Annotated in this window: 27 protein-coding genes; 19 read left to right on the top strand and 8 right to left on the bottom strand. The window is 69.2% G+C overall.

Features of this window, described 5'->3' with window-relative positions; all coding sequences use genetic code 11:
• Positions 1–10: 10 nt before the first annotated feature.
• Positions 11–598, top strand: coding sequence for a histidine phosphatase family protein (locus FVE89_RS21110; RefSeq protein WP_160536240.1), 588 nt, complete (start codon positions 11–13; stop codon positions 596–598).
• Here the strand turns inward: FVE89_RS21110 and FVE89_RS21105 are convergent, their stop codons facing one another.
• The 5 genes from FVE89_RS21105 to FVE89_RS21085 all read right to left on the bottom strand — a co-directional run bounded on the left by FVE89_RS21105 (position 599) and on the right by FVE89_RS21085 (position 5,577).
• Positions 599–1,315, bottom strand: a complete 717-nt coding sequence (locus tag FVE89_RS21105) for a hypothetical protein (RefSeq protein ID WP_160536239.1) — start codon at positions 1,313–1,315, stop codon at positions 599–601.
• A 61-nt stretch (positions 1,316–1,376) separates the two neighbouring features.
• Entirely contained in the window at positions 1,377–2,369 is a 993-nt protein-coding gene (locus tag FVE89_RS21100) for a nickel/cobalt transporter (RefSeq protein ID WP_160536238.1), read from the bottom strand.
• A complete protein-coding gene (locus FVE89_RS21095) occupies positions 2,360–3,034 on the bottom strand; it encodes a DUF1007 family protein (protein ID WP_160536237.1) in 675 nt (224 codons plus the stop codon). Before FVE89_RS21095 ends, FVE89_RS21100 begins: the two co-directional genes overlap by 10 nt.
• A gap of 77 nt (positions 3,035–3,111) precedes the next feature.
• Positions 3,112–4,026 (bottom strand): amino acid ABC transporter substrate-binding protein, encoded by a 915-nt coding sequence (locus FVE89_RS21090; RefSeq protein ID WP_160536236.1) that lies wholly within the window; start codon positions 4,024–4,026, stop codon positions 3,112–3,114.
• Positions 4,027–4,296: 270 nt separating this feature from the next.
• Positions 4,297–5,577 (bottom strand): dicarboxylate/amino acid:cation symporter, encoded by a 1,281-nt coding sequence (locus FVE89_RS21085; RefSeq protein WP_160536235.1) that lies wholly within the window; start codon positions 5,575–5,577, stop codon positions 4,297–4,299.
• A 240-nt stretch (positions 5,578–5,817) separates the two neighbouring features.
• On the opposite strand from FVE89_RS21085, the gene FVE89_RS21080 reads away from it, so the two are divergent.
• The 11 genes from FVE89_RS21080 (at position 5,818) to FVE89_RS21025 (ending at position 15,827) form a co-directional block, all read left to right on the top strand.
• Positions 5,818–6,735: a branched-chain amino acid ABC transporter permease LivH gene (locus tag FVE89_RS21080; RefSeq protein WP_160536234.1), complete on the top strand. Its 918-nt coding sequence runs from the start codon at positions 5,818–5,820 to the stop codon at positions 6,733–6,735.
• A complete protein-coding gene (gene livM / locus FVE89_RS21075) occupies positions 6,735–8,129 on the top strand; it encodes a high-affinity branched-chain amino acid ABC transporter permease LivM (protein ID WP_160536233.1) in 1,395 nt (464 codons plus the stop codon). Before FVE89_RS21080 ends, livM begins: the two co-directional genes overlap by 1 nt.
• On the top strand, positions 8,129–9,034 hold the full coding sequence (locus tag FVE89_RS21070) for an ABC transporter ATP-binding protein (RefSeq protein ID WP_160536232.1): 906 nt from the start codon (positions 8,129–8,131) through the stop codon (positions 9,032–9,034). Before livM ends, FVE89_RS21070 begins: the two co-directional genes overlap by 1 nt.
• Positions 9,031–9,828: an ABC transporter ATP-binding protein gene (locus FVE89_RS21065; protein WP_160536231.1), complete on the top strand. Its 798-nt coding sequence runs from the start codon at positions 9,031–9,033 to the stop codon at positions 9,826–9,828. The genes FVE89_RS21070 and FVE89_RS21065 overlap by 4 nt, the downstream gene beginning before the upstream one ends.
• Positions 9,829–9,833: 5 nt before the next feature.
• Complete coding sequence (locus FVE89_RS21060) at positions 9,834–10,202, top strand: DUF6867 family protein (protein WP_160536273.1); 369 nt, start codon at positions 9,834–9,836, stop codon at positions 10,200–10,202.
• Positions 10,203–10,251: 49 nt separating this feature from the next.
• The gene (locus FVE89_RS21055; protein WP_160536230.1) at positions 10,252–11,373 is read left to right on the top strand and encodes a branched-chain amino acid ABC transporter substrate-binding protein; all 1,122 of its coding nucleotides are present in this window, start codon (positions 10,252–10,254) and stop codon (positions 11,371–11,373) included.
• Between the two features lie 396 nt (positions 11,374–11,769).
• Entirely contained in the window at positions 11,770–12,693 is a 924-nt protein-coding gene (locus FVE89_RS21050; RefSeq protein ID WP_160536229.1) for an amino acid ABC transporter substrate-binding protein, read from the top strand.
• A gap of 249 nt (positions 12,694–12,942) precedes the next feature.
• Positions 12,943–13,665 (top strand): amino acid ABC transporter permease, encoded by a 723-nt coding sequence (locus FVE89_RS21045; RefSeq protein ID WP_160536228.1) that lies wholly within the window; start codon positions 12,943–12,945, stop codon positions 13,663–13,665.
• A gap of 50 nt (positions 13,666–13,715) precedes the next feature.
• A complete protein-coding gene (locus FVE89_RS21040) occupies positions 13,716–14,408 on the top strand; it encodes an ABC transporter permease subunit (protein ID WP_160536227.1) in 693 nt (230 codons plus the stop codon).
• A gap of 151 nt (positions 14,409–14,559) precedes the next feature.
• A complete protein-coding gene (locus tag FVE89_RS21035) occupies positions 14,560–15,288 on the top strand; it encodes an amino acid ABC transporter ATP-binding protein (RefSeq protein ID WP_160536272.1) in 729 nt (242 codons plus the stop codon).
• Between the two features lie 290 nt (positions 15,289–15,578).
• A complete protein-coding gene (locus tag FVE89_RS21025; RefSeq protein WP_160536225.1) occupies positions 15,579–15,827 on the top strand; it encodes a hypothetical protein in 249 nt (82 codons plus the stop codon).
• 17 nt (positions 15,828–15,844) lie between these two features.
• Here FVE89_RS21025 and FVE89_RS21020 read toward each other — a convergent pair whose 3' ends face one another.
• Positions 15,845–16,864 carry a gamma carbonic anhydrase family protein gene (locus FVE89_RS21020; protein ID WP_160536224.1) on the bottom strand — a complete coding sequence of 340 codons (1,020 nt, stop codon included), beginning with the start codon at positions 16,862–16,864 and terminating at the stop codon, positions 15,845–15,847.
• A 192-nt stretch (positions 16,865–17,056) separates the two neighbouring features.
• Between FVE89_RS21020 and FVE89_RS21015 the strand changes: the two genes are divergently transcribed.
• Positions 17,057–17,524 (top strand): molybdenum cofactor biosynthesis protein MoaE, encoded by a 468-nt coding sequence (locus FVE89_RS21015; RefSeq protein WP_160536223.1) that lies wholly within the window; start codon positions 17,057–17,059, stop codon positions 17,522–17,524.
• 6 nt (positions 17,525–17,530) lie between these two features.
• Here FVE89_RS21015 and FVE89_RS30625 read toward each other — a convergent pair whose 3' ends face one another.
• Complete coding sequence (locus FVE89_RS30625; protein ID WP_202130968.1) at positions 17,531–17,677, bottom strand: hypothetical protein; 147 nt, start codon at positions 17,675–17,677, stop codon at positions 17,531–17,533.
• 202 nt (positions 17,678–17,879) lie between these two features.
• Between FVE89_RS30625 and FVE89_RS21010 the strand changes: the two genes are divergently transcribed.
• Positions 17,880–19,025 (top strand): AI-2E family transporter, encoded by a 1,146-nt coding sequence (locus FVE89_RS21010; RefSeq protein ID WP_160536222.1) that lies wholly within the window; start codon positions 17,880–17,882, stop codon positions 19,023–19,025.
• 157 nt (positions 19,026–19,182) lie between these two features.
• On the opposite strand, the gene FVE89_RS21005 is transcribed toward FVE89_RS21010, so the two are convergent.
• A complete protein-coding gene (locus tag FVE89_RS21005; protein WP_160536221.1) occupies positions 19,183–20,412 on the bottom strand; it encodes an amidase in 1,230 nt (409 codons plus the stop codon).
• Positions 20,413–20,521: 109 nt separating this feature from the next.
• Here FVE89_RS21005 and FVE89_RS21000 point away from each other — a divergent pair, with 109 nt between their 5' ends.
• From FVE89_RS21000 to FVE89_RS20980, 5 genes are all read left to right on the top strand, one after another.
• Positions 20,522–21,511 (top strand): extensin family protein, encoded by a 990-nt coding sequence (locus FVE89_RS21000; RefSeq protein ID WP_160536271.1) that lies wholly within the window; start codon positions 20,522–20,524, stop codon positions 21,509–21,511.
• Between the two features lie 178 nt (positions 21,512–21,689).
• Entirely contained in the window at positions 21,690–22,151 is a 462-nt protein-coding gene (locus tag FVE89_RS20995) for a hypothetical protein (protein ID WP_160536220.1), read from the top strand.
• A 16-nt stretch (positions 22,152–22,167) separates the two neighbouring features.
• Positions 22,168–22,830 carry a ribonuclease T2 gene (locus FVE89_RS20990; protein ID WP_160536219.1) on the top strand — a complete coding sequence of 221 codons (663 nt, stop codon included), beginning with the start codon at positions 22,168–22,170 and terminating at the stop codon, positions 22,828–22,830.
• Positions 22,831–22,886: 56 nt separating this feature from the next.
• Positions 22,887–23,735, top strand: a complete 849-nt coding sequence (rlmJ, locus tag FVE89_RS20985) for a 23S rRNA (adenine(2030)-N(6))-methyltransferase RlmJ (protein WP_160536218.1) — start codon at positions 22,887–22,889, stop codon at positions 23,733–23,735.
• Positions 23,736–23,958: 223 nt separating this feature from the next.
• Positions 23,959–25,245: an outer membrane beta-barrel protein gene (locus tag FVE89_RS20980; RefSeq protein ID WP_160536217.1), complete on the top strand. Its 1,287-nt coding sequence runs from the start codon at positions 23,959–23,961 to the stop codon at positions 25,243–25,245.
• Positions 25,246–25,528 lie beyond the last annotated feature (283 nt).

Here is a 25,528-nt window from a genome sequence, read left to right as displayed (position 1 = left end):
GCCGAGATCCATGCCACCAGCGACCCGTATCGTCTGCATCCGCCACGGTCAGTCGACCTTCAACGCCGCCCACAAGCTCGGGGGCGGCGATCCCGGCCTGCCGGACGCCCGGCTGACCGAGCTGGGGCAGGCTCAGGCGCGGGCCGCGCGGGACAGGCTGCGCGCGATCCCGTTCGACCTCGTGGTGGTGTCGCCGCTCACCCGGGCGATCGAGACGGCCGCGATCCTGTTCGGCGACCATCCGAACCGGCCCCGCGTGCTGGTCGAGGTGCTGCACCGGGAATGCCAGGAGAGCAGCTGCGACGTGGGGCGGGCGGCCTCGGAGATCGCCGCCGAGTTCCCGCATCTCGATGTCGGGCATCTGCCCGAAGTGTGGTGGCACGCGGAGCCGGGCTGCGAGGTCGGCGGCTATCCGGTGGAGCCGCGCCCCCTGTTCGACGCCCGGGTCGCGGCCTTCCGGGCGTGGCTGCGGGCGCGGCCCGAGCGGACCATCGCGGTCGTCGGGCACGGCACGTTCTTCTATCACCTCACCGGCACGTTCCTGGAGAATTGCGGGTCTATCGAGCTGGATCTCGACGCCGCGCCCGCGGCCGCCTGATCAGGCCGGCGCCAGGGCCTTCGCCGCGTCCAGGCGCTCCCGGGCGCCCGCGACGGCGATCTCCGGGGCCTGCCGGCCGATCGTCAGCGTCGCGTCGAGGATCGCGCAGGCTTCGCCCCAGGTCCCGGCCACGAACGGGGCGGCCCCTTCCGCGACCTCCGCGGCGCAACGCGCATCCTCCCCGGCCCTCTGCGCGGCCGTGGCGGTTCGAGAGACGGCCGCGGTCAGGGCGCCTTCGCGCCAGCGCCGCGTCCGGGCGGCCGCCTGTGAGAGCGCGCCGCCCCGCCACGTGGCCGAGCGCGCCGCCGCAAACGCCCCGGGCCAGTCCGGCGCCCCGGCGCAGGCCTCGGCATCCTCCGCCATCCCGGCGAGCGCGCAGAGCGGCGCAAGGATGCGCCGGACGCTCTCGAGGGCCAGCCGCCTCGTGCGCGCGGCCTCGATCTCAGGGCTGTCGGCGCTTCCGGAGAGCCGCAGCACGAAGCCCATCAGCTGCGGCCGCACGGCGTCCGGCATGGCGTCGTTGAGCCCGAGGGCGTAGGCGGCGATCGGACGCGAGAAGCAGGGCGGGCAATCCGCGCTGGAGCGGATCGCCCGGTAGGGCAGACCGGCGGCCACGATCGCGGCCTCGTTGATGCAGGTCCCGCCATCCGGGCCGGGGAAGGGGTGCGATCCGGCGAGCAGGCGCCAGTTCAGGATCGTCGCGAAGTCGGGATGCATCGGCGCGCTCTCCGTCTCGGGCGCGCAGCGTCGCACGCCGCGGCTCGGTTGGCGAGGCCCTTCAGCCGCCCAAGGTGGGCGCGAGGCCCGACAGCATCGCGGCGCCGAGCACCAGCACGAAGGCCGCGGCGATCAGCTCAAGGCCGCCGAGGGCGAGCAGCCCCACCCGGCCCCGTCCGCCCGCGAGGCGCAGGGCTGCGCGTTTGGCGAAAACCGCGAGGCCGGCGAGCGCCGTCGTGGTGAGCGCCGTGCCGAGCGCCATGGCCAGCACCGCCAGCACGCCCGCGCCGGGAACGCCCTGCGACACCGCGAAGATCAGCACCAGGACCGCCCCGGCGCAGGGGCGCGAGCCGGCGGCCAGGACCACCCCGGCCCGCTCGCGCCACGTCTCCATCGTCGCGAGCGCCTGCGGCCCGGGCAGGTGGCTGCAGCCGGGCCCGCATGCCGCGTCGAGCTGGACGAGGCGCCCGGCCTTGCGCCAGGTCAGCACCAGCCCGATCAGCGCGACGAGGGCGAAGCTCACGGCCTCGATCAGGGTGCCGGCCCGGGTGATGCCCGCCGCGGTGGCGTTCAGGACCAGGCTGCCGATCCCCACGATCGCCCCGGCCACCAGGGCCTGGAGCAGGGCGGCGCAGAGGCTGAGCGCGCAGCCCCGCCGGAAGGCCCGCTCGCCCGCCAGGATGTAGCCGGCGATCACCGCCTTGCCGTGGCCCGGTCCGGCGGCGTGGAACACCCCATACGCGAAGGCGAGGCCGATCAGCGGGTTCCAGCTGCCGCCGCCCCGGAGCGCGCTGACCGCCGCGTTGAGGCTGCGCGAAAAACTCGCCTGCAGGGCCAGGATGATGCCGCCGAGGCCGGTCGCCGCCGGGGCGGTCTCGCGAAACCCGATGCCGAAGGGCGAGCGCGGGGGCGGGGCGGCGAGGCCGGGCGCCACCAGCCACGCGATCCCGGCGGCGAGCAGTGCTGCCAGTCCGATGGCCGCCGCCATGAGGCCGAGCCTTAAACCCAGCCGCCCCGCCCCGGCCGGCGCGGCGATCCCGATCCCTACGGACACGCGACGAGCACCCGGCTGGCGAACTGCACGCCGTAGGTCGAGGCGGCGGTCAGCGCCTCGAAGAACGCCTCGGTCATGCCCGGAGAACCGGCATCCGCCGTCTTCGGCTGCTCGGTCTTCGGGCGGGTGACGGTGGCGGCGCAGCCCTGCGGCGCGCCTGCCAGCGTCGCCGCCTCGGGTCCCTCCGCGAACGCGAAGGCGACGAAGTAGGTCGGGTCGTAGACCTCCAGCGCCGCGACCCCCCGCCCCTGCTGGACCGGGCTCTTCAGCGGCAGCAGGAAGGTCATGACCAGAGCCTTGTCCTCCATGTGCGCCGCCGGCTCCTTCGGATCGGCGAAGGCCTGCTCCTTGCCGCCCACCTTCAGCTTCGTGAAGTAGCCGAACTCGGCGAGGTTGGCGGTGTTCTCGGCCGCGAGCCCGGCGAGTTCCTCGGGGCTGAGCGTGCCGTCCTTGTTGGTGTCGAGGCCCTGCGTGACGAAAGCCGTGTATTCGGGGTCGAAGCTCCAGGTGTCGCGCACGCCCACGAGCTTGCCGCCCTCGTAGACGAGCTGCGCCTTGGCGGTGACCCAGACGTGGGGGTGGGCAGAAGCCCCCGAGGCGGCGCAGGCGAGCAGGGCGCCCAACGCTGCGGCACGGAAGCTCGGGCAGTGCGCTGCGATCGTCATGGGCAGGAGGCGCGCTCGAGACGGGAGGGACTGATCGCCCTTCCTCGCGCTCCGGTTGGGCGAAAGCGAGGCGCCCCCTACTCGCCCGCGTCGAGGCCCATGAGCTGGAAGCTCACCCGCAGGTCGTTCGACATCGGGATGTCGAGGCGCTCGCCGTTGGGCAGGCGCTTGAGGAACCAGCGCTCGTAGGTCCAGCGCAAAGCCCGCGACTCGGCGAGCCGCGTGAAGGTCTGCTGCACGATGCCGGCGAGTTCGGGATCGTCCTTGCGGAACATGATGCCGTAGGGCTCGTAGGAGAGCTTGTCGGGCAGCACCGTATAACTGGACCCGTCCTGAGCGTCGGTGGCGATCAGCCCGTAGAGCAGCACGTCGTCGGTGGCGAAGGCGTCGGCCTTGCCGGCCTTCACCATGGCGTAGGAGGCGGCGTGGTCGGGGGCCGTCACGACCTGCGCGTCGATCCTCACGCGGGCGAGCAGGTCGCGCACGGCCTTCTCGTTGGTGGTGCCGGCGGTGACCACGACAATCTTGCCGCCGAGATCCCGGTAGGAGGCGATGCCCGAGCCCCGCTTCACCAGCAATTGCGTCGCGCTGATATAGTCCACCGGCGAGAAGGCGACCTGCTTGCGCCGCTCGGCATTGGCGGTGGTCGAGCCGCATTCGAGGTCGATCTTGCCCGATGTCACCGCCTCGATGCGGGTCTCGGCGGTGACGGGCGCGTAGCGGATCTTCACCGGCCGGCCGATCGCCGCCTGGATGTCGTCGGCGATCTCGCCGCAGAGGTCGAGGGCGTAGCCGATCGCCCTTGGGCTGCCGTCCGGATTCTTGCCCGCCACGAAGGAGAACGGCACCGAGCTCTCGCGGTAGCCGAGCACGATCTCGCCGCGCTCGGCGACGCTCTTGAGCGTGCCGGTGAGCACCTCGATGGCGGAAGCCGGCGACGCGCCCGCCAGGGCCAGGGCCAGGACTAGAACCGCGACGGAAAACCTTGCCATCACCCGTCCTCCGGGGCGCACAACCAAGCCACATCGCACTCGGGAGTGCCTAAAGCCCGGGCTCTCCCACCCATCGCCCCTCATCCTGAGGTGCCGGAGCGCAGCGGAGGCCTCGAAGGAGCCCTCCAGATAGCACTGCGATCCCTGGAGCCCTCCTTCGAGGCCCGCTTCGCGGTCACCTCAGGATGAGGTGGTGGGTTGGATGGCCCTCCCGCGCCGGATATCCCTGGAGGCCGGTGCTGCGAAACCGGCCTCCAGGGATATCGATTCCTACTCTGCCGGCGAGACCACGGTCCCGATATGATCCAGCCGCTGGTCGCTGGCGGTGAGCTGGCCCTCCCACTTGGCCACCGCCACCGTGGCGACGCTGTTGCCCAGGACGTTGGTGGCCGAGCGGCCCATGTCGAGGAACTGGTCGATGCCGATGATCAGCAGCAGCCCCGCCTCCGGGATGTTGAACTGCGTCAGCGTCGCCGAGATCACCACCAGCGAGGCGCGGGGCACGCCCGCCATGCCCTTCGAGGTCACCATCAGCAGGAACAGCATGGTGAGCTGCTGACCCCAGGTCAGCGGGATGTTGTAGGCCTGGGCGATGAACATCACCGCGAAGGTGCAGTACATCATCGAGCCGTCGAGGTTGAACGAGTAGCCCATCGGCAGCACGAAGGAGGTGATGCGGTTGGGCACGCCGAACTGTTCGAGGTTCGTCAGCATCTTCGGGTAGGCCGCCTCGCTCGACGCGGTCGAGAAGGCGAGCACGAAGGGCTCCTTGATCAGGTTGATCAGCCGCATGATGCCGCCGCCCCCGAGCATCAGGAAGCCGACGCCCATCAGCAGCGCCCAGAGCACCGCGAGGCCGATATAGAACTCGATCAGGAACTTGCCGTAGGTGATCAGCACGCCGATGCCCTGCGTGGTGATCGTCGCCGCGATGGCGGCGAACACCGCCACGGGGGCGAACATCATGACGTAGCCCGTCACCTTCAGCATGACGTCGGCCACGCCCTCGATGCCCTTGGCCAGGAAGTGCCCCTTCTCGCCGAGGGCGGCGAGCGCCACGCCGAAGAAGATCGAGAACACCACGATCTGCAGGATCTCGTTGTTGGCCATCGCCTCCACGGCGCTCTTGGGCACGAGGTGGGTGACGAACTCCTTGAGCGAGAGCGAGGCGGTCTTCAGGCCCGTACCGGCACCGACATCGGGCAGCGGCAGGTTGAGGTTCACACCCGGCTGCATGAGGTTCACCAGGACCAGCCCCAGCATCAGCGAGCAGAACGAGGCGCCGACGAACCAGAGCAGCGCCTTGCCGCCGACCCGGCCCACCGCGGCCGTGTCGCCGAGATGCGCGATGCCCACCACGAGGGTCGAGAAGACGAGCGGGGCGATGATCATCTTGATCAGCCGCAGGAACACGTCGGAAATCAGCGCGATGTAGCCGGCGATCTCCTTGGCGGTCTGCGGATCCGGCCAGGTGATGCTGCAGGCATAGCCCACCGCGATCCCAAGGAGCATGCCGACGAAGATCATCGTCGTGAGTCGTGAACCTGTCATGGGACGGCTCCTCGCCTGTGCCGGGATGAGTGAGCATTACAATTCGTTAACGTGAAGCACGAACCGCGCCATGCGCAAGCCCGGGTACCGGCCATTACTAGCGTCTTCGACTGTTTTCGCGCGACGCTCGGGCGTGGATGAAACCTGTGGCCGGCGTGCTACGGCTGCGGTACGGGACTTGCCCTGCCAAGCTGTCTGCGGTCTCCGTAGGCGGCACGGATCCCCGGCGCGCGAGAATACATGGACGTCTTCGTACAGCAGCTTATCAACGGGCTGACGCTCGGCTCGATCTACGGCCTGATCGCCATCGGCTACACGATGGTGTTCGGCATCATCGGCATGGTGAACTTCGCCCATGGCGACGTTTTCATGGTCTCCTGTTTCATCGCTTTGATCACCTTCCTGCTGCTGACGGTCTGGCTCGGCATCAGCTCGATCGCGCTGGCCTTCCTGGTCGTGCTGGTGGTCGCCATGGCGCTCACCGCCCTGTGGGGCTGGGCGATCGAGCGCGTGGCCTACCGGCCCTTGCGCGGCTCGTTCCGGCTGGCGCCGCTGATCTCGGCGATCGGCGTCTCGATCTTCCTGTCGAACTTCGTGCAGGTGGTGCAGGGCGCGCGCAACAAGCCGACTCCGCCGATGTTCTCGGGCGGCATCACCCTGTTCGAGCGTGACGGCTACGCGGTGTTCCTGGCCTGGAAGCAGGTGCTGATCATGGCGGTGACCGCCGTGCTGCTCACCGGCTTCTGGTACCTCGTGCAGCGCACGCCCTTCGGCCGGGCCCAGCGCGCCTGCGAGCAGGACCGCAAGATGGCGGCGCTCCTCGGGATCGACGTCGACCGGACGATCTCGCTGACCTTCGTGCTCGGCGCCGCCCTGGCGGCGGTCGCGGGCGTCCTCTACCTCATGTATTACGGCGTCGTGTCGTTCTCGGACGGATTCGTTCCCGGCGTGAAGGCGTTCACGGCGGCGGTGCTCGGCGGCATCGGCTCCCTGCCGGGGGCTGTGCTCGGCGGCCTGATCATCGGGCTGATCGAGACCTTCTGGTCGGCCTACTTCTCGATCGAGTACAAGGACGTCGCCGCCTTCTCGATCCTGGCGATCGTGCTGATCTTCATGCCTTCGGGCATCCTGGGCCGGCCCGAGGTCGAGAAAGTCTGATGGCCGCCTCCCAGACCGCGCTCCCGGGCAACGCGATGGCCGGCATCCTGCGCGACGCCGCCCTCTACGCCCTCGTCACCTTCGGCCTGTGCGTGCCGATCATCGCCTACCGCACCGATCCCGGGCCGGGGACCGAGCTGGTCCTCGTCCCGCGCTGGGGTCTGGTGGCGGCGCTCTGCGCGGCGATCTTCGTCGCCCGCATCGTCCAGCGTCTGGTGCTGCTGCGCCGGGACGCGCGCCGGGCGCTCACCCCCTCCCCGGCCCAGGCGACCGAGGCGGTCCATGGCGAGCCCGATGCCGGGCAGAAGACCTCGAAGGTCGGGCTCTCCCTGTTCATCGCGGTGGCCCTGACCCTGCCGATGATCGCGGCGCTCGCCACCGGCGGCCTGTCCTCGGCGCGCTACTGGATCGATCTCGGCATCCTGATCCTGACCTACGTGATGCTGGGTTGGGGCCTGAACATCGTGGTCGGCCTCGCCGGCCTCCTCGACCTCGGCTACGTCGCCTTCTACGCGGTCGGTGCCTATTCCTACGCGCTGCTCTCGACCACCTTCGGCCTGTCGTTCTGGGTCTGCCTGCCGCTCGCCGGGCTGTTCGCCGGCCTGTGGGGCATGATCCTCGGCTTCCCCGTGCTGCGCCTGCGCGGCGACTACCTCGCCATCGTGACGCTGGCCTTCGGCGAGATCATCCGCCTCGTCCTGATCAACTGGACCGACGTGACCGGCGGCGGCGCCGGCATCTCGTCGATCCCGCGGGCGACCTTCTTCGGCATCCCGTTCACGGCGGGCGACAACGGGTTCGCCGCGACCTTCGGCATCCCGTACGATTCGATGCACCGGCTGGTGTTTCTCTATTACCTGATCCTGGCGCTCGCCCTGATCACCAACTTCGTCACCCTGCGCCTGCGCCGCCTGCCGATCGGCCGCGCCTGGGAGGCCCTGCGCGAGGACGAGATCGCCTGCCGCTCGCTCGGCATCAACACGACGGCGACGAAGCTCACTGCCTTCGCGCTGGGCGCGGCCTTCGGCGGCTTCGCCGGCTCTTTCTTCGCGGTGCGCCAGGGCTTCATCAGCCCGGAGAGCTTCAACTTCCTGGAGAGCGCCATCATCCTGGCGATCGTGGTGCTGGGCGGCATGGGCAGCCAGGTCGGCGTCGCGATCGCCGCGGTGGCGATGGTCGGCGGCCCGGAGATGCTGAGGAACCTCGGCTTCCTGAAGGCCGTGTTCGGCGAGGGCTTCGACCCCAACGAGTACCGCCTGCTCCTGTTCGGCCTCGCCATGGTGGCCATGATGGTCTGGCGCCCGCGCGGGCTGATCTCGGTGCGGCTGCCCTCGGTCTCGCTCGGCGAGCGCCGCGCCGTCTCGGGCGCCCATGTCAGCGAGGGGCACGGCTGATGGCCACGCATCCCGACACCCGGGCGACCGCGACCCCGCCGGTGCTCACCGTCGAGCACCTGACCATGCGGTTCGGCGGCCTCGTGGCCGTCTCCGACCTGTCCTTCCAGGCAAGGCGCGGCGACATCACCGCGCTGATCGGCCCGAACGGGGCCGGCAAGACCACGGTGTTCAACTGCATCACCGGCTTCTACAAGCCGACGGAGGGCATGCTGACCCTGGCGCATGCGGACGGCACGACGCACCTCTTGGAGCGGCTGCCGAACCACGAGGTCAACCGCACCGCCCGGGTGGCGCGCACCTTCCAGAACATCCGCCTGTTCCAGGGCATGACGGTGCTGGAGAATCTGCTGGTCGCCCAGCACAAGCCGCTGATGCGCGCCTCCGGCTACACGATCCTCGGCCTGCTCGGGCTCAAGGGTTTTCGCGATGCGCAGGACGCCGCGATCGAGCGCGCCAAGGCGTGGCTGACGCGCATCGACCTGATGAAGCGCGCCGACGATCCGGCCGGCGCCCTGCCGTACGGCGCCCAGCGCCGCCTGGAGATCGCCCGGGCGATGTGCACCGATCCGGTCCTGCTCTGCCTCGACGAGCCGGCGGCCGGCCTCAACCCGCGGGAATCGGCCGAGCTGAACGGTCTCCTGCGCCACATCCGCGACGAGCACGACACCTCGGTGCTGCTGATCGAGCACGACATGTCGGTGGTGATGGAGATCTCCGATCACGTGGTGGTGCTCGACTACGGCCAGAAGATTGCCGACGGTACGCCCGCCGAGGTCCGCTCGGATCCCAGGGTGATCGCCGCCTATCTCGGCGTCGAGGACGAGGAGGTGGAGGCCGTGGAGGCCGAGGTCGGGATCAGCGTGCCGCACGGCGACGACGCCCATACGGGAGCTCCGGCATGAGCGTCGCCGGCATCAACGTCCTGGTCGAGGAAACGCGGGCGATCCAGGCGGGGCAGCGGCCGCCGCTCCTCGCGCTGCGGGACGTCTCGACCTATTACGGCAGCATCGCCGCCCTGCGGGGCGTCGATCTGGATGTCGCCGAGGGCGAGATCGTCACGCTGATCGGCGCCAACGGCGCCGGCAAGTCGACCCTGATGATGACGATCTTCGGCAGCCCCCAGGCGCGGTCGGGGACCATCACCTATGACGGGCGCGACATCACCCGGCTGCCGACCCACGCCATCGCCCGGCTGGGCATCGCCCAGTCGCCGGAGGGCCGCCGGGTCTTCCCGCGGATGAGCGTCTACGAGAACCTCCAGATGGGCGCGGCGCTCCATGACGGGCGCTTCTTCGCCGAGGATCTGGAGAAGGTCTGCGCCCTGTTCCCCCGTGTGAAGGAGCGCCTGAACCAGCGCGCCGGCACCATGTCGGGGGGCGAGCAGCAGATGCTGGCGATCGCCCGGGCGCTGATGAGCCGCCCGCGCCTGCTGCTGCTGGACGAGCCGTCGCTCGGCCTCGCGCCGCTCGTGGTGAAGGGCATCTTCGACGCGATCCGGGAGCTGAACCGGACCGACGGCATGACGATCTTCCTCGTCGAGCAGAACGCCTACCACGCCCTGAAGCTCGCCCATCGCGGCTACGTGCTGGTCAACGGCCGGGTGACGATGAGCGGCACGGGCCGTGCGCTGCTCGACGATCCGAACGTCCAGGCCGCCTATCTGGAGGGGGGCCATGCCGGCCCGGTCGGGGCATGAGCATGCTGCAGGGGCTTCTCTTCGAGGAGGATTCGGCCTGGCTGTTCCTGCTCGTCACCGTGGTGATGGGCGGCTGGGCCGGCTGGATGGCCGCGCGCGGCATCGCCCGGGGCTGGCGGCCGTTCTGGCAATGCGCGCTGGCGCTGCTCCTCGTGGCCGCTGCCGTGCGCTTCATCCACTATGCCCTGTTTTCAGGCACGCTGCTGTCGCTGCACTATTACGTGGTCGATGCCGTCGTGGTCATGATTATCGGCGCGGCGGGCTTCCGCTATACGCGGACGCGCCAGATGACGAGCCAGTATCGCTGGCTCTACGAGAAGACCTCCCCGCTGACATGGCGCGAACGGGCGCCGGAAGCGGGCGGGGTCCGATGAGTGCGGCCGGATCCGCACGTGCGGTCCTGACCATAGGGGAAGAACGCTGATGAGATCGATTCTGCTGGCCGGGCTCGCCCTCGGCGCCATGATGGCCGGGGCACAGGCCGCCGAGGTCAAGCTCGGTATCGCCGCGCCGATCACCGGCAACAGCGCCGCCATCGGCGCGCAACTCAAGAACGGCGCGAGCCAGGCGGTGGAGGACCTCAACAAGGCCGGCACCCTCAAGGGCACGACGCTGACCGTGACGGTCGGCGACGACGCCTCCGATCCGAAGCAGGGCGTCTCGGTGGCCAACAAGTTCGCCAGCGACGGCGTGAAGATGGTGGTCGGCGACTACAACTCGGGCGTGTCGATCCCGGCCTCCGATGTCTATCTCGACGCCGGCATCATCCAGGTCACCCCCGCCTCCACGAACGTGAAGTTCACCGAGCGCGGCATGTGGAACACCTTCCGCACCTGCGGCCGCGACGACCAGCAGGGCGCGGTGGCGGGCGCCTACCTCGCCGACCACTTCAAGGGCAAGAAGATCGCCTTCGTCCACGACAAGACCCCCTACGGCAAGGGTCTGGCCGACGAGACCCTGAAGGCGCTGAAGGCCAAGGGCGGCAAGGACGTGATGTTCGAGGGCATCAACCCGGGTGAGAAGGACTATTCCGCCCTCGTGTCCAAGCTGAAATCCGCTAACGTCGATGTCGTCTATTACGGCGGCTACTACACCGAGGCCGGCCTGATCCTGCGCCAGATGCGGGACCAGGGCCTGAAAGCCCCGATGATGGGCGGCGACGGCATGGTCGACCGTGAGCTCGTGGCGATTGCCGGCCCGGCCGCTGAGGGCACGCTGACCACCTTCCCGCCGGACGCGCGCAAGAACCCGAACGCCAAGGCGGCGCTCGCCGCCTTCAAGGCCAAGAATATCGATCCCGAGGGTTACACCCTGTACTCCTACGCGGCCGTTCAGGTTCTGGCCAAGGCCATGGCCGAGACCGGCTCCAGCGACGGCAAGAAGCTCGCCGACTGGCTGCACCAGGGCAAACCGGTGGACACGGTGGTCGGGCCGATCGCCTACGACAAGAAGGGCGACATCACCCGGCCCGATTACGTGATGTACGAGTGGAAGAAGGGTGCCGACGGCAAGATCGACTACGCCGGGAATGAGCTGACGAAGTAAATCGCGGCGGGTCGCCCGTCCCGTCACACCGTCCGACGCCGCTCCGCATCACCCGGCGGGGCGGCGTCCTCGTTTGGGACGCGGTGAATTCGTCAGCCTTGATGGCGGATCCGTCCCCAGGACCCCGTGCGTGCGCCTAAGAAGTGTGCATGATGCCGCTGGCGCGAGCGGCAGATTGGCTCGACGTCACGGAGGAGGCCATGCGGGGGACAGGGATCGCGTCTTCGGGCGACGTCACAAGCTTGGCTGCGCCCTGTCGGTCTTTGGCCGCGTCCGCGCGCGGCACCGCGATCCGCCTCCCGGCACCATCATTGCAAAGGCGTCGCCCGAGCGGGCGGGCCCGCAGGTCCAGCCGCCAGCCGACACTGTTCGGCCCGATTCAGGAGTTCCGTACCGATGCAGTTTGATATCGCCCGCCGCGGCGTCGCCGCGGCGCTGGGCCTGACCCTCGCCCTCGCCCCGCTGAGCCTTCGGGCTCAGGAGCTGACCGGCACCCTCAAGAAGGTGAAGGACGCCAACGCCATCGTCATCGGCTACCGCGACGCCTCCGTGCCGTTCTCGTATCTCGGCGGCGACGAGAAGCCGATCGGGTACGCGCTGGACATCTGCTACAAGATCGCCGACGCCGTGAAGGCCAAGCTCAACCTTCCGAACCTGCAGGTGAAGCTCAACCCGGTCACCTCCGCCACGCGCATTCCGCTGATGGCGAACGGCACGATCGACCTCGAATGCGGCTCGACGACCAACAACGCCGACCGCGAGAAGCAGGTGTGGTTCACCAACTCACACTTCCTGACCGCGACCCGCTACGTCTCGAAGAAGTCGGCCAACCTGCACACGATCGACGACCTGAAGGGCAAGACCGTCGTGTCGACCTCGGGCACCACGAACATCCGGCAGATCAACGAGGCCAACACGGAGCGCAAGCTCGGCCTGACGATCCTGCCGGCCAAGGACCACGCCGAGGCGTTCCTGATGGTCGAGACCGGCCGCGCCGCCGCCTTCGTGATGGATGACGTGCTGCTCGCCTCGCTGGCCGCCTCCTCGAAGGATCCCTCGGCCTACGAGATCTCCACCGAGGCCCTGTCGAAGCCCGAGCCCTACGGCATCATGCTGCGCAAGGACGACACGGAGTTCAAGAAGGTCGCGGACGACGCCACCGCCAAGCTCTACACGAGCGCCGAGGGCAAGGCGCTCTACGACAAGTGGTTCACCCAGGCGATCCCGCCGCGCAATATCAACCTCAACCTGCCGATGAGCGCGGAGATGAAGAAGCAGTTCGCCCATCCGATCGCGAGCCCGGATCCGGCAGCCTACTGAGATCGGGCCAACACGATGAGGCGCACCGCGGGCAAGGCCCTGCGGTGCGTCACGCACGGTCCATCGTCGACCGCGCCCCCATCCCCACCCTCATCCTGAGGTGCCGAAGCGCAGCGGAGGCCTCGAAGGAGACCTCCAGGGATCGCGGAGACATCTGGAGCCCTCCTTCGAGGCTGCTGCGCAGCACCTCAGGATGAGGGTGTGATCGGGACGCACCGGGCTCACACGTTTCATGTCAGAAGCAGCGCGATGAACTACAACTGGAACTGGCGGATCTTCTTCGACGCCTCGCCGGAGGGCAACGGCACCTATCTCGACATGCTGCTCTCCGGGCTCATGTGGACGATCGCCACCGCGCTCTGCTCCTGGATCATCGCATTCTTCTTAGGCTCGCTGATCGGCGTGCTGCGCACCCTGCCGTCGAAGCCCGCGAACGCGATCGGCACGGCCTATGTCGAGCTGTTCCGCAACGTGCCGCTGCTGGTGCAGATGTTCCTCTGGTACTTCGTGCTGCCGGAGGTCGTGCCGACCCGGCTCGGCGATGCGATCAAGCAATTGCCCGACGCGCCGTTCTACACGGCGGTGGTGTGCCTCGGCTTCTTCACCGCCTCGCGCGTGGCCGAGCAGGTCCGTGCCGGCATCCAGTCATTGCCCCGGGGCCAGCGCATGGCCGGCACCGCGATGGGCTTCACCACTTACCAGACCTACCGCTACGTGCTGCTGCCGAACGCCTATCGGATCATCCTGCCGCCGATGACCTCGGAATTCCTCAACAACCTGAAGAACACGTCCGTGGCTCTGACCATCGGCCTGCTGGAGCTGACCGCCCGGGCGCGCTCGATGCAGGAATTCTCCTTCCAGGTGTTCGAGGCGTTCACGGCCGCCACGATCCTCTACGTGATCATCAACCTCGTGGTCGTCACGGCGGCGACCTTCCTGGAGAAGGCGGTGGCGATCCCCGGCCAGCGCTGAGGATCACCCGCCCCCGACACCCGCCCGACGGCCACCGCGAACAGGCGCCGATGCTTTCGAACTTCGACTTCTCCGTCATCGTCTCTTCCCTGCCCTACCTGTTCGGGCAGGGCATGGTCTTCACCGTGACGCTCACCGCCATGGCGGCCTTGGGCGGCGTGATCATCGGCACGCTGCTGGCGATGGCGCGTCTCTCGGGCGTGCCGGGCCTCACCCAGGTCGCCAAGGGTTATGTCGAGCTGTGCCGCTCGCTGCCGCTGGTGCTGGTGATCTTCTGGTTCTACTTCCTCGTGCCGTATATCGGCGCCTACGTGACCGGCTCGTCCACGCCGATCCAGGTCGGCGCCTTCCCGTCGGCCCTGATCACCTTCATGGCCTTCGAGGCGGCCTATTTCTCGGAGATCATGCGGGCCGGCATCCAGTCGATCCCCAAGGGGCAGACGGCCGCCGCGCAGGCTTTGGGCATGAATTACTGGCAGACCATGGGCAACGTCGTCCTGCCCCAGGCCTTCCGCAACATGCTGCCGCTGCTGCTGACCCAGACGATCGTGCTGTTCCAGGACACCTCGCTGGTCTACGTGCTCTCGCTCACCGACTTCATGGGCGCCGCCTCGAAGGTGGCCCAGCGCGACGGGCGCCTCGTCGAGATGTATATCTTCGCGGCGGTCGTCTATTTCGTGATCTGCTTCTCGGCCTCGTTCCTGGTGCGCCGCCTGCAGCGCCGCGTGGCCATCATCCGCTGACCGACACTGGAGACCGCGTATGACCTCGTCCCCGATGCCGGCCCCGCACGCCACCGAGCCCGCCGCCGAGGCGGCCTATGCGCCGGCGGATGCGGGCCTCCAGCCCGGCCACCTCGTCTCAGGCGCGCCCGTCGCGGCGCCCGGCGAGACGATGATTGCCATCGACAACATCAGCAAATGGTACGGCGACTTCCAGGTGCTGACGAACTGCACCACCAAGGTCGCCAAGGGTGAGGTCGTGGTGGTCTGCGGCCCCTCGGGCTCGGGCAAGTCGACCCTGATCAAGTGCGTCAACGCCCTGGAGCCGTTCCAGAAGGGCCAGATCACGGTGGCGGGCACCAAGGTCGCCGACAAGGGGACCAACCTGCCCAAGCTCCGCTCGCGGGTCGGCATGGTGTTCCAGCACTTCGAGCTTTTTCCGCACCTGTCGATTACCGACAACCTGACCATCGCCCAGCGCAAGGTGCTCGGCCGCGGCGCCGAGGACGCGAAGAAGCGCGGGCTCGACCTGCTCGCCCGGGTCGGTCTCGGCGCCCACGCCACCAAGTTCCCGGGCCAGCTCTCGGGCGGCCAGCAGCAGCGCGTGGCGATCGCCCGGGCCCTCGCCATGAACCCGGTGGTGATGCTGTTCGACGAGCCGACCTCGGCCCTCGACCCCGAGATGGTCGGCGAGGTGCTCGACGTGATGGTGGAACTCGCCAAGGAGGGCATGACCATGATGGTCGTGACCCACGAGATGGGCTTCGCCCGCAAGGTCGCCGACCGGGTGATCTTCATGGATCGCGGCGAGATCGTCGAAGACGCGAAGAAGGAGGAGTTCTTCGGAAGCCCCCGGTCCGAGCGCGCGCAGACCTTCCTGTCGAAGATCCTGCAGCATTGAGAGGGGCGACGCGGGCCGGCGCCGATCGACGGGGCTTGGTGCGACACGATGGTGCCGCCACCGCGGACCCTGCCGGGCTTTCCGGCCGCGATGCGGGTGCGGCCCAAGACGCCCCGGCCCGGGGGCGGCTTACGGATGCGGTGGAAGGACGCGAGCGGCGCAATCTATGAATGGGACTACCAGCACGGGCACGTCGAGAAATATGATGCCCGCGGTAGCCATATCGGTGGGTTCGACGCTGCCACCGGTGAGCAAGTGTCGCGAGCGGACAGCACGAGGCGCGTAGAGCCATGACCATCGGGCATATCGTAGCTGGATACGACAAGGCGACGGAACGGCTCGCCATCGAGCACGATGTTCCGGCTTCTCTCTTCGAGAAAGTGAGGATCCTTGCCGAGGTGCCCGATACGGACCGGGAGGCTCTCGGATCCTATCCGCTCAGCCTGTCCGCGGTTCGCGCGCTCGCTTCGAAAATCCGTGCGCCGCTGAACGTCGATGCCTATGATTGGTTCTTGGAGCCCGTCGATCCACGATCGTGAACGCTGAGGGCGGCCACCTACCCCAGCGCCTCCTGCGCCGCGCGGTACTCGCGTCCGTGCCGGCAATAGCCCTCGACGATGCGGATCATCGTGGCGCGCTTCTCGGCGTCGAGGGGCGCGAGGATCCGCGCCGGGCGGCCGCCCCAGAGATAGCCGGCTTCGAGAATCTGCCCGGGATCCGTGGTGGCGCCGGCCGCCAGCATCACGTCGTCGGCGATCAGGGTGCCGGGGGCGATCGCCGCGCCGATCCCGATGAGCGAGCGGGCGCCGATCCGGCTGTCGGCGATCCGCACGTTGTGGGCGATCGTCGTGTCGCGCCCGATCACCACGCCCTCGCCGCGGGTGCGGATCACGGTGTTGTCCTGGATGTTGGTGTCGGCGCCGATCACGATCGGCCCGGCCTCGGCGTTGAGATCGCAGCAGAACAGCACGCTCGAACCGGCGCCCAGGCTCACCCGCCCGCGCACGGTCGCGGTGCGGGCCACGAACACGCTGGCCTCGACCTCGGGCGGCTCTCCGGCCGAAGGAGTCGGCCCCTCGCCCATCCGCTCGCGCAGGCGCTCGGCGCGCTCGGCGACGTCGTCGGCATTCACCGGCTGCTTCGGCCGCGCCGGGCTTCCGGCATAGGCGTGGCCGCCGGGCAGCTGCGCCCGCGGGAAGACGGTGGAGCCCGCCTCGATCACGGCGCCGTCGCCGATCTCCGCCCCGTCGAGAATCACCACGTCGTCTTCGATCACGACATCCGAGCCGACTGTGCAGGCATGCACGACGCTGTTGCGTCCGACGGTCACCCGGTCGCCGACCTGCGTGCCCCGCGCCAGCGTGGCGATGTGGACGGTGGAGCGTGGCCCGAGCCAGAACCGGTCGCCCAGGATGACGCTCTGCCCGTCCGCGCGGATGACGGCGTCGTCGCCGATCCAGGCCTGGACGCCGATGCGGGCCGCGCCGATCACCGTGCTGCCGCGTCCGCACCAGACCGGCCGGCTCGCGAAATCGGGCTGGACGCCGTCGTAGGGCAGGATCAGGTCGGGGGTCACGCGGATATCCTTCTCCACCGCCGGTCTATGGCAACGCGGCCCGGGGCCGGCGGGGCGCGGCAGAGTGTGTCATATAGAGGCATGAGCCGGTGTGACAGGCTGGAGGTCTGGCGTGCTGGAGGTCTGGCGTGCCGGAGGTCTGGTGGACCGGGGGTCTGGCCTGCGTCGGCCGCGCCCTCTATGGACCGGAGCATGAGCGCGCCCGCCCCGAGCATCGCCATCCAGGCCGAGCCCTTCGACACCGCGGCCGAGATCGCCCGCATCACCGCCGATCTCGGCGGCCGGGCCGGCGCCGTCGTCACCTTCTCGGGCCTGTGCCGGGACGAGGACGGGCGACTGGCGGCCCTGGAACTCGAACATTACCCCGGCATGGCCGAGTCGGAGCTGTCCCGGGTCGCCGAAGAGGCGGCGGCGCGCTGGCCGCTCCAGGCCGTGCGGGTGATCCACCGCTTCGGTCTTGTGCGCCCCGGCGACGGTATCGTGCTGGTGATCACGGCGTCGAGCCACCGGGTCGCCGCCTTCGAGGCGGCGAGCTTCCTGATGGACTACCTCAAGACCCGGGCGCCGTTCTGGAAGCGCGAACACCTCGCCGACGGCACCGTCGGCGCCTGGGTCGAGGCGACCGCGCAGGACGACGCCGCGGCCGGCCGCTGGGGCTGAGCCCGCCTACAAGATTGCGTTGAGCAACACCGCGAGCGCGCCGCCCGCGATGGCGATGCCCATCAGGACCACGCTGCTGAGCTGATCGGCGGAATCGACCGTGTGGCCGGGGCCGAGGAAACGGACCGGCGTCTCGCCGTAAGGGTCGCGCATCGCGTATCTCCTGGAGGGGCCGGCGCCTCGATCGGCCGGACAGCCGCAACCAACGCGCGAGAGGCTCTCCGGTCCCACTCGGGTTGCGTTGAGGGCGGTGTTCCACGCCGAAATGGTTGGCGACCCCCCGCACATCCCGCGCCGGGCGCACTTGACCCGGGTGGAACCGCGGCGTTCGTGGGGCCGCGGTGCGGGAGCGATGATGTTGGACAGGAAGCTGCAAGAGTTCGAAGGCCCGGTCGGGCCATGGCGCGGCGCGGCGCCGCTGGCCGCCTCGGGCATCGCGGTCGTCTGCTTCGCGGCGGCGCTGGCGCTGGCCTGGATGTCGGTGGGCACGCTGCTCCTGATCTTCGCCGGCGTGCTGCTCGGCGTCTTCCTGGACGGGCTGACGCGCGGGATCGGCCATGTCCTGCCCCTGCCCCGGCCCCTCCGGCTGACCATCGCCAGCCTCGCGGTGGCGGTCGCGGCGATCGGCTTCGGCAGCTACGGCGGCGCCACGATCGTGCAGCAGGGGCGCGACCTCGGCACCACGATCAAGGATCAGGCCGGCACGGTGACGGGGTGGCTCTCCGAGCGTGGCATCGACGTGCCGAGCTTCGCGCCGCAGGCCGGCGGCAAGGACGGCTCGACGGAATCCGGGCAGCGCGAGGGCGGGCTCGGCGGCCTCGCCAACGGCCTCCTGAAGGGCAGCGGCTCGATCGTCTCGGATGCCGGCAGCGTGCTGGGGCCGGCCGCCGCCGTGATCCTCGGGTTGTTCGACGCGTTGGGCAACCTGCTGGTGATCGCTTTCCTGGGGCTCGCCTTCGCGGCCGACCCGAAGGCCTACCGGGACGGCGTCGTCCGCTTCGTGCCGCCGCAGAAGCGGTGGCGGGCGTCGCAGGTCCTCGACGGGGCGGGCGAGACCCTGCGGCACTGGCTGTTCGGCCAGCTGATCATCATGACGGTGATCTTTCTGTGCACCTGGGCGGGGCTGGCCTTCCTCGGGATCGGCGGCGCGCTGATCCTGGGGCTCCAGGCGGGCCTGCTCGCCTTCGTGCCGACGGTCGGCCCCCTCGTGGCGGGGCTCGTGATCGTGCTGGCCGCCCTCGCCTCCGGCACCAAGGCGGTGATCGGCGCGGTGGGCGTCTACCTCGGCGTGCAATGCCTGGAGAGCTACGGCCTGACGCCCTTCATCCAGAAGCGCGCCCTCGACATCCCCCCGGCCACGATCTTCGCGGGCCAGCTGATCCTCGGCGTGATCTTCGGCCTCTGGGGCATCGCGCTGGCGCTGCCGCTCATGGCGGTGATCAAGGTCCTGCTGGAACAGCTCTACGTCGAGGACACCCTCCACGAGCAGCCGAGCACGTAAGGTCCCGGTTTCGAAAGGTCCGGGACCTTTCGCGGGTGCAGGGTGGAACCCTGCGGGGCTCGGGCGAAGCCCGATTGTCGGTCTTCGACCGATGTCGGGCTCCGCCCCGACACCCCGCCAAAGGGCTCGCCCTTTGGGAACCCGTGATTTGGTCGCGCTAGCGGAGCGCGTCCTCGATCAGCCCGGCGACCGCCAGTGCCCGTCCGTCGTCGCCGAAGCGGCCGATCACCTGGACGCCGATCGGGAGCTGGTCGCCAGGCACCGGCACGTTCACGCAGGGCACGCCCATCAGCGTCCAGAGCTGGTTGAAGCGCGGATCGCCCGTCGAGGCGAGCGTCGCGGGCGCCGGCCCCGGCGCGGAAAACGTCAGGATCGCGTCGTAATCGGCGAACAGGTCCTTCAGCACCCGGCGGGCCCGGTGGGCGTGGCGGCGGGCATCGTCATACGCGGCCGGTGCGATCGCCGCGCCCGCATCGAGATGCGCCCGGACGAGGGGCGGCAGGGATTCGGCCTGCGTGTCGTACTCCCAGGCGAGCGCCAACCGGCCCTCGTAGTTCTGGATGATGCGGTGGCGCTCCCAGGCTTCGGCCAATGCGGGCGGCAGCGCGAGGTCGGTGACCTGAGCGCCGGCGCGTTCGGCCGCCTGCCGGGCGCGCGCCAGCGCGGCCTCGGCCTCCGGCTCGGGCGCTTCGGCGAAATCCTGCCGGACGAGGCCGATGCGGGGCGCCGATCCCGTCTCCGCCCCCGCGATCTGCGGCCGGCCGGTCACCAGCGCCAGGGCGTGGGCGACGTCCGCGACCCCGGCGGCGAACAGGCCGACCGTGTCGAGCGCCCAGGAATAGGTCTTCACGCCGACGGTCGGGATCAGCCGGAAGGACGGCTTCACCGCCGCGCAGCCGCAATAGCTCGCGGGCCGGATCACCGAGCCGGCCGTCTGCGTGCCCAGCGCCAGCGGCAACATCCCGGCCCCGACCGCGGCGGCCGATCCCGCAGACGAGCCGCCGGGCGTGTGGCCGGGATCGCGCGGGTTGACCGTCGCGGTCGGATCGCTGCTGGCGAAGGCCGTGGTGGTGGTCTTGGCGAGCGCCACCGCGCCGAGGCCCTTCAGCCGCGCCACCACGGCCGCATCTCCCCGCGGGTGCCAGCCCTGGTAGATCGACGAGCCCATCTGGGTCGGCAGGCCGGCGCTGTCGATGATGTCCTTCACGCCCACCGCGATCCCGGCGAGCGGCCCCGTCTCCGGGATCGCGGGCGCCGCGTCGAGGGTGACGAAGGCGTGCAGTTCCGGCTCCCGGGCGGCGATCGCCGCCCGGCAGAGGTCGATCGCGCCCGCGGGCGTCAGGGTGCCCGCGTCGATGCGGGCGCGGAGGTCGAGGAGCGAGAGCATTTTGTATTCAGTGCTCCGGAGGGGGCCTCTGTCAACAGAGCCACAGGGCGCGGCATTCGGGAAACGGCGTATACGAACGCTTTACGGGAAAGTGCGCATCGTCCGGGTCATGTGGCGTGGCGTATCCCTGTTATCGGCCCTGGCGCTGTTCGGCGCGGGGCTCACCGCGTGCTCGATCAACCATTTCGAGCGACGCGAACCGTGGCGCGATCAGGCGGAGCAGGTCTGCCTGGCCAAGAAGCTGGTGGAACCCACCGAATTCGTCACGCCGGTGGCGGCGATGGATGGTCCGGGTCCGTGCGGCATGCAGCAGCCCTTCCGGGTGACGCGGCTCGGCGGCGGCTCCGTCGTGCTGAAGCAGCGGATGACCCTCGGCTGTCCGGCTCTGGCCGAGGCCGAGGCATGGCTCGCCGACACGATCCAGCCCGCCGCCAACCTCTATTTCGGCGTGCCGGTGGTGGAGATCAACGCGGGCTCCTATTCCTGCCGCGGCCGCAACAACCAGCCCGGCGCCAAGCTTTCCGAGCACGGCTTCGGCAATGCGGTCGACCTGATGTCGGTGAAGCTCGCCGACGGGCACGTGATCACCGTGAAGGGCGGCTGGCGCGGCACGGAGGCCGAGCAGGGTTTTCTGCGCGAGATTTTTCTGGGGGCCTGCCAGCGCTTCACCACGGTGCTGGCGCCCGGCTCGAACGTATTCCACTACGACCACATCCACGTGGACCTCGCCCGGCATGACCCGCGGGGGCTGAGGCGGATCTGCCAGCCGCTGATCAAGTTCACGCCGCAGCTCGGCGCCGGCGTCGAGCGGCCGCTGTCGCGCCCGGTGCCGCCGCCGCGCCAGCCCGCCGCCCCGCAGGCCCCGGTGGAGATCGAGGAGGACGATCCCTACGGCGTCGCGCCGATGTCGAAGGCGGCGAGCCCGACGCAGGTCGCCCGCGCCCCGGCGCGCCCGCCCGCGGCCACGGCCTACACCTCGGCGCCGCCGGTGCGGCCTGCGCCGCACGTCGCGACGGCCGCTCCCGCGGAAGCCACAGAGGGCTACGACGAGCCGCTCCAGCTCGGCGCGCCGTCACCCGGTACCGGGCCGATCTACTGAGGCAAAATCACGCTGTTACTGCCGGTACTCAGGCCGTCAGCACGACCGGTGGACCACTGTAGCGGCCGCGCCGCACGGGATATTAAACCACCGCCGAATCGCTGCCGGAGCTTGACTGACGGCGCAGCCGGGTCATCGTCCCGGGATGCAGGACCCTACATCCCCCGAGGCCCGCGCCATGCGTTCGATCCGTCACGGCCTCGCCCTCGGGCTGGCTCTCATCGCCCTGGCACAGCCGGCTCTGGCCCGCTCGGCGCGCGAGGATATCGAGCCGGCCGAGGAGCGGGAATTCCCCTTCGACGCGCAGATCCCCGGCTGCCAGGACCCGTCGGTGCTGGAGCGGGTCTCGACCAACTTCGCCGAGAAGGAGGCGAAGTTCTGGAATTCGTCGATGACGATCCTGTCCTTCGACACGATCGAGCGCACCGCGTGGCGCCCCTGGGGGCTCGACACCTACCCGCGCCGCTTCTGCACCGCGACCGTCACGACCTCCGATGGCGTGCGCCGCAAGGTCGACTACTCGGTCCGCGAGAGCCTCGGCATCATCGGCGCGACCTGGGGTGTCGAGTTCTGCGTCCACGGGCTGGACCGCGAACTGGCCTACGCCTACGCCACCGCCTGCCGGATGGCGCGCCCCTGACGGTGCGAGCCTGACGATGCGCGCTGGGGCCGCCTGCCTCGCCGCCCTGCTGCTCGCCGGCCCGGCCGCCGCCCAGGATTACGGCGGCTTCGCCCGCCGAAGCACGCCGGGCGAATTCGACTTCTACGTGCTGGCTCTGTCGTGGTCGCCGACCTACTGCGCTGGCGCGGGCGAGCGCCGGGATGACGTCCAATGCGCGCCGGGCCGCGGGCTCGGATTCGTCGTCCACGGTCTGTGGCCGCAATACAGCCGGGGCTATCCCGAGAACTGCTCCGCCGTGGAACGCGCGCCGACCCGGCAGGCGATCGAGGTGGCTGGTCAGGTCTATCCGAGCGAAGGGCTGGCCCGCCACGAATGGCGCAAGCACGGCACCTGCTCTGGGCTCGATCCGGCGGCCTATTTCGCGGCGGCGCGGGATGCCCGGCTGGCTGTGACGATCCCGGATACCCTCAAGGGCGGCGGCCCGCCGCAGACCCTGGCGCCGATCGAGATCGCCCGGCAGTTCGTGGCCGCCAATCGCGGCCTGCGCCCCGACATGATGGCGGTCACCTGCACCCGGGGGCAGTTGCAGGAAGTCCGGATCTGCTTCGGAAAGGACCTGAAGGGTTTCACGCCCTGTCCGGAGGTCGCCCGCGGCAATTGCCGGGCGCCGGAGATCACCCTCGACGCCGCGCGCTGAGTTTTTCAGGCCCAGGCGCTGGACCCGGGCCGCCGGATCCGCTTCACCGCGCTCGCATGAATTATCGGCACGCCTTCCACGCCGGCAACCACGCCGACGTGCTCAAGCACCTCATACTCGCACGGGTGCTCGATCATCTGCGGCTCAAGGAGAAGCCGTTCCGGGCGCTCGACGCCTTCGCGGGCCTCGGAGTCTACGATCTCGCGGCCGACGAGGCGTCCCGTACTGGCGAATGGCGGGACGGCTGGGGCCGGATGGAGGCCCCCTTTGCGCCGGATGTCGAGGCGCTGCTCGCCCCCTACCGGGACGCGGTGGCGGCGGTGCAGGCGCGGTACGGCGCCACCGCCTATCCCGGCTCGCCCGCCGTGATCCGTGAAGCCCTGAGGCCCGGCGACAAGGGCGTCTTCGTCGAACTGCACCCGGCGGATGCCGCCACCCTGCGGGCGCGCTACGCGCGTGATTCGCGCACGAAGGTCATGAGCCTCGACGGCTGGACCGCGGTCAACGCTCAGATCCCGCCCCCCGAGCGGCGCGGCCTCGTGCTGATCGACCCGCCCTACGAGGTGCCCGGCGAGATCGAGCGGATCGGCGCCCACTTGGTCCGGGCCGTGACGAAATGGCCGACCGGCGTATTTCTCGCGTGGTACCCGATCAAGGATGCGGCCGCCCTCGATCGCATGATTCGGGATCTCCACGGCGCTCTGCCCCGCCCGGCTTTGCGCCTCGACCTGCTGATCGATCGACCCGACGATCCGACCCGGTTGACCGGCAGCGGGCTGGTCGTCGTCAATCCGCCCTGGCGCCTCGCCGAGGAGGCCCTCGTGGTTCTGCCGGCCCTCGCGGAGCGCCTCGCCCGGCATGACGTCGGAGGATTTCGCTGCGATCCGATCGGTCCCAACACCTGACTCGGCAGCTTAGGCCGATCGGCGAACGACCGATTTAAATCAACGGGAAGTAGAAAGCGTTGCCCGGGTAGCTCTTGTTGCCGCAAAGACACATTTGAGCGGTGACTGATCGCGCCGATGTGAAAATGCCCAAAAACTATGCAATTGCCATATGTTTGATTTTGTACCACGGGCGCGTCGGTGTCAGCTTGACCGTAGGCGAACACCAACGAGCTGCGATTCCATGCTGACGCGATCCACCCTGGCCGGCTTTGCTGCTGTCCTGCTGTCCTCGACCAGCATCCTGGCGGCCGATCTGGCGGCGCCCGCCCCCGCCCCCGTCGCACCCCCGGCCGAGCCCTGCAAGGCAACGCTGCTGGGCCCGACCTATGGCGGCGTGATCAAGGCCAACCCGACCCCGACCTGCTTCGCCGCCGGCCCGCTCGGCGACCTCTATGTCGGCGGTGCCATCACCGGCTACGGCTACACGCAGACGAATCCCTTCGCCTCGTTCTCGACGCCGGCAGCGCCGAACGACCGGGATCGGGCGGCGCGGTTCGACTTCTCGAACATCCAGGGCGTCATCCAGAAGCCCGAGGGCGGGTTCCAGTTCTACGTGCAGGCGGGCGGCTACTCGGTCCCGCAGCTCGGTTTCCCGACCCTCGCGACCTTCACGCAGACCGATCTGCTGTTCGGCCCGGTCCCGGTCGCCTATGGCAAGATCCAGATCAATGACGAGTGGTCGGTCCAGGGCGGCCGGATGTTCACCCTGATCGGCACCGAGCTGCTGTTCACCTATCAGAACCTGAACATCAACCGCGGCCTGCTGTTCGTGCAGGAGAACTTCATCAACCAGGGCGTGCAGGTCAACTACAGCAGCGGCCCGCTCTCGGTGTCGCTCGCCGGCACGGACGGGTTCTTCTCCAACGAGATCACGTGGTTCACCGGTAACGTCGCCTACAAGCTGGACGACTACAACACGATCGGCGTCAACGGCGGCCTGAACCTCGGCCGGACCAACGCGCTGGTCCGCAGCCCGCGCTACCAGTTCGCGACGCCCTACCTGCAGCAGAATAGCGGCATCTTCGACATCAACTACACCTACGCGAACGGTCCGTGGATCGTGTCGCCGTACTTCCAGTTCACGAATGTCGAGCGGGACCCGCGGGTCGGGATCTACACCTCCGCCTCGACCTATAGCGGCGCTCTGCTGGCGGCCTATTCGTTCACCGACAATTTCTCGCTGGCCGGCCGCATCGAGTACACGGAGCAGACGGGCGTCCGCGGCTCCGGGACAACGAACCTGCTCGGCTTCGGCGCCGGCAGCAACGCGTTCTCGGTGACCGTGACGCCGACCTTCACCTTCGACCGCTTCTTCTTCCGGGTGGAGTACGCCCACGTCGAACTCGGCGGGATCACCAAGGCCAGCATCGACGACGCGGGCCTGTTCACGCCCGGTACCGGCTTCGGCCGGACGGGCAACCGGACCTCGCAGGACCGCTACATGGTCGAGACCGGCATCACCTTCTGAGTCTGTCCCATCCCGGCCGCTGAGGCGGCCGCACGAAGCCCTCGGCGCGAGCCGGGGGCTTTTTTATTTGTCGCCGGTGAAGCTCAGACGCATTCCATGGCCAGAATTATGCTGCGCGTATGTATGCGCTTTGCGAGTATTGATGCTGAAGGAGGATCTTCGTTTTCAAGATCTGATCTTGACATCCGGCTAATGTAAACAGATTTTCTCTTGAAACGTCACGGCTGCGTCATGTAGATCTCGGTCCGGGCCGGCTCCAGCCGGATCGGGGATTAGGGAATGA

It is taken from the genome of Methylobacterium sp. 2A (assembly GCF_009806555.1).
In the GTDB taxonomy this organism is placed as follows: Bacteria; Pseudomonadota; Alphaproteobacteria; order Rhizobiales; family Beijerinckiaceae; genus Methylobacterium.
Note: the sequence above shows the minus strand (reverse complement) of the source record. Positions and strands in the feature narration are given on the sequence as shown.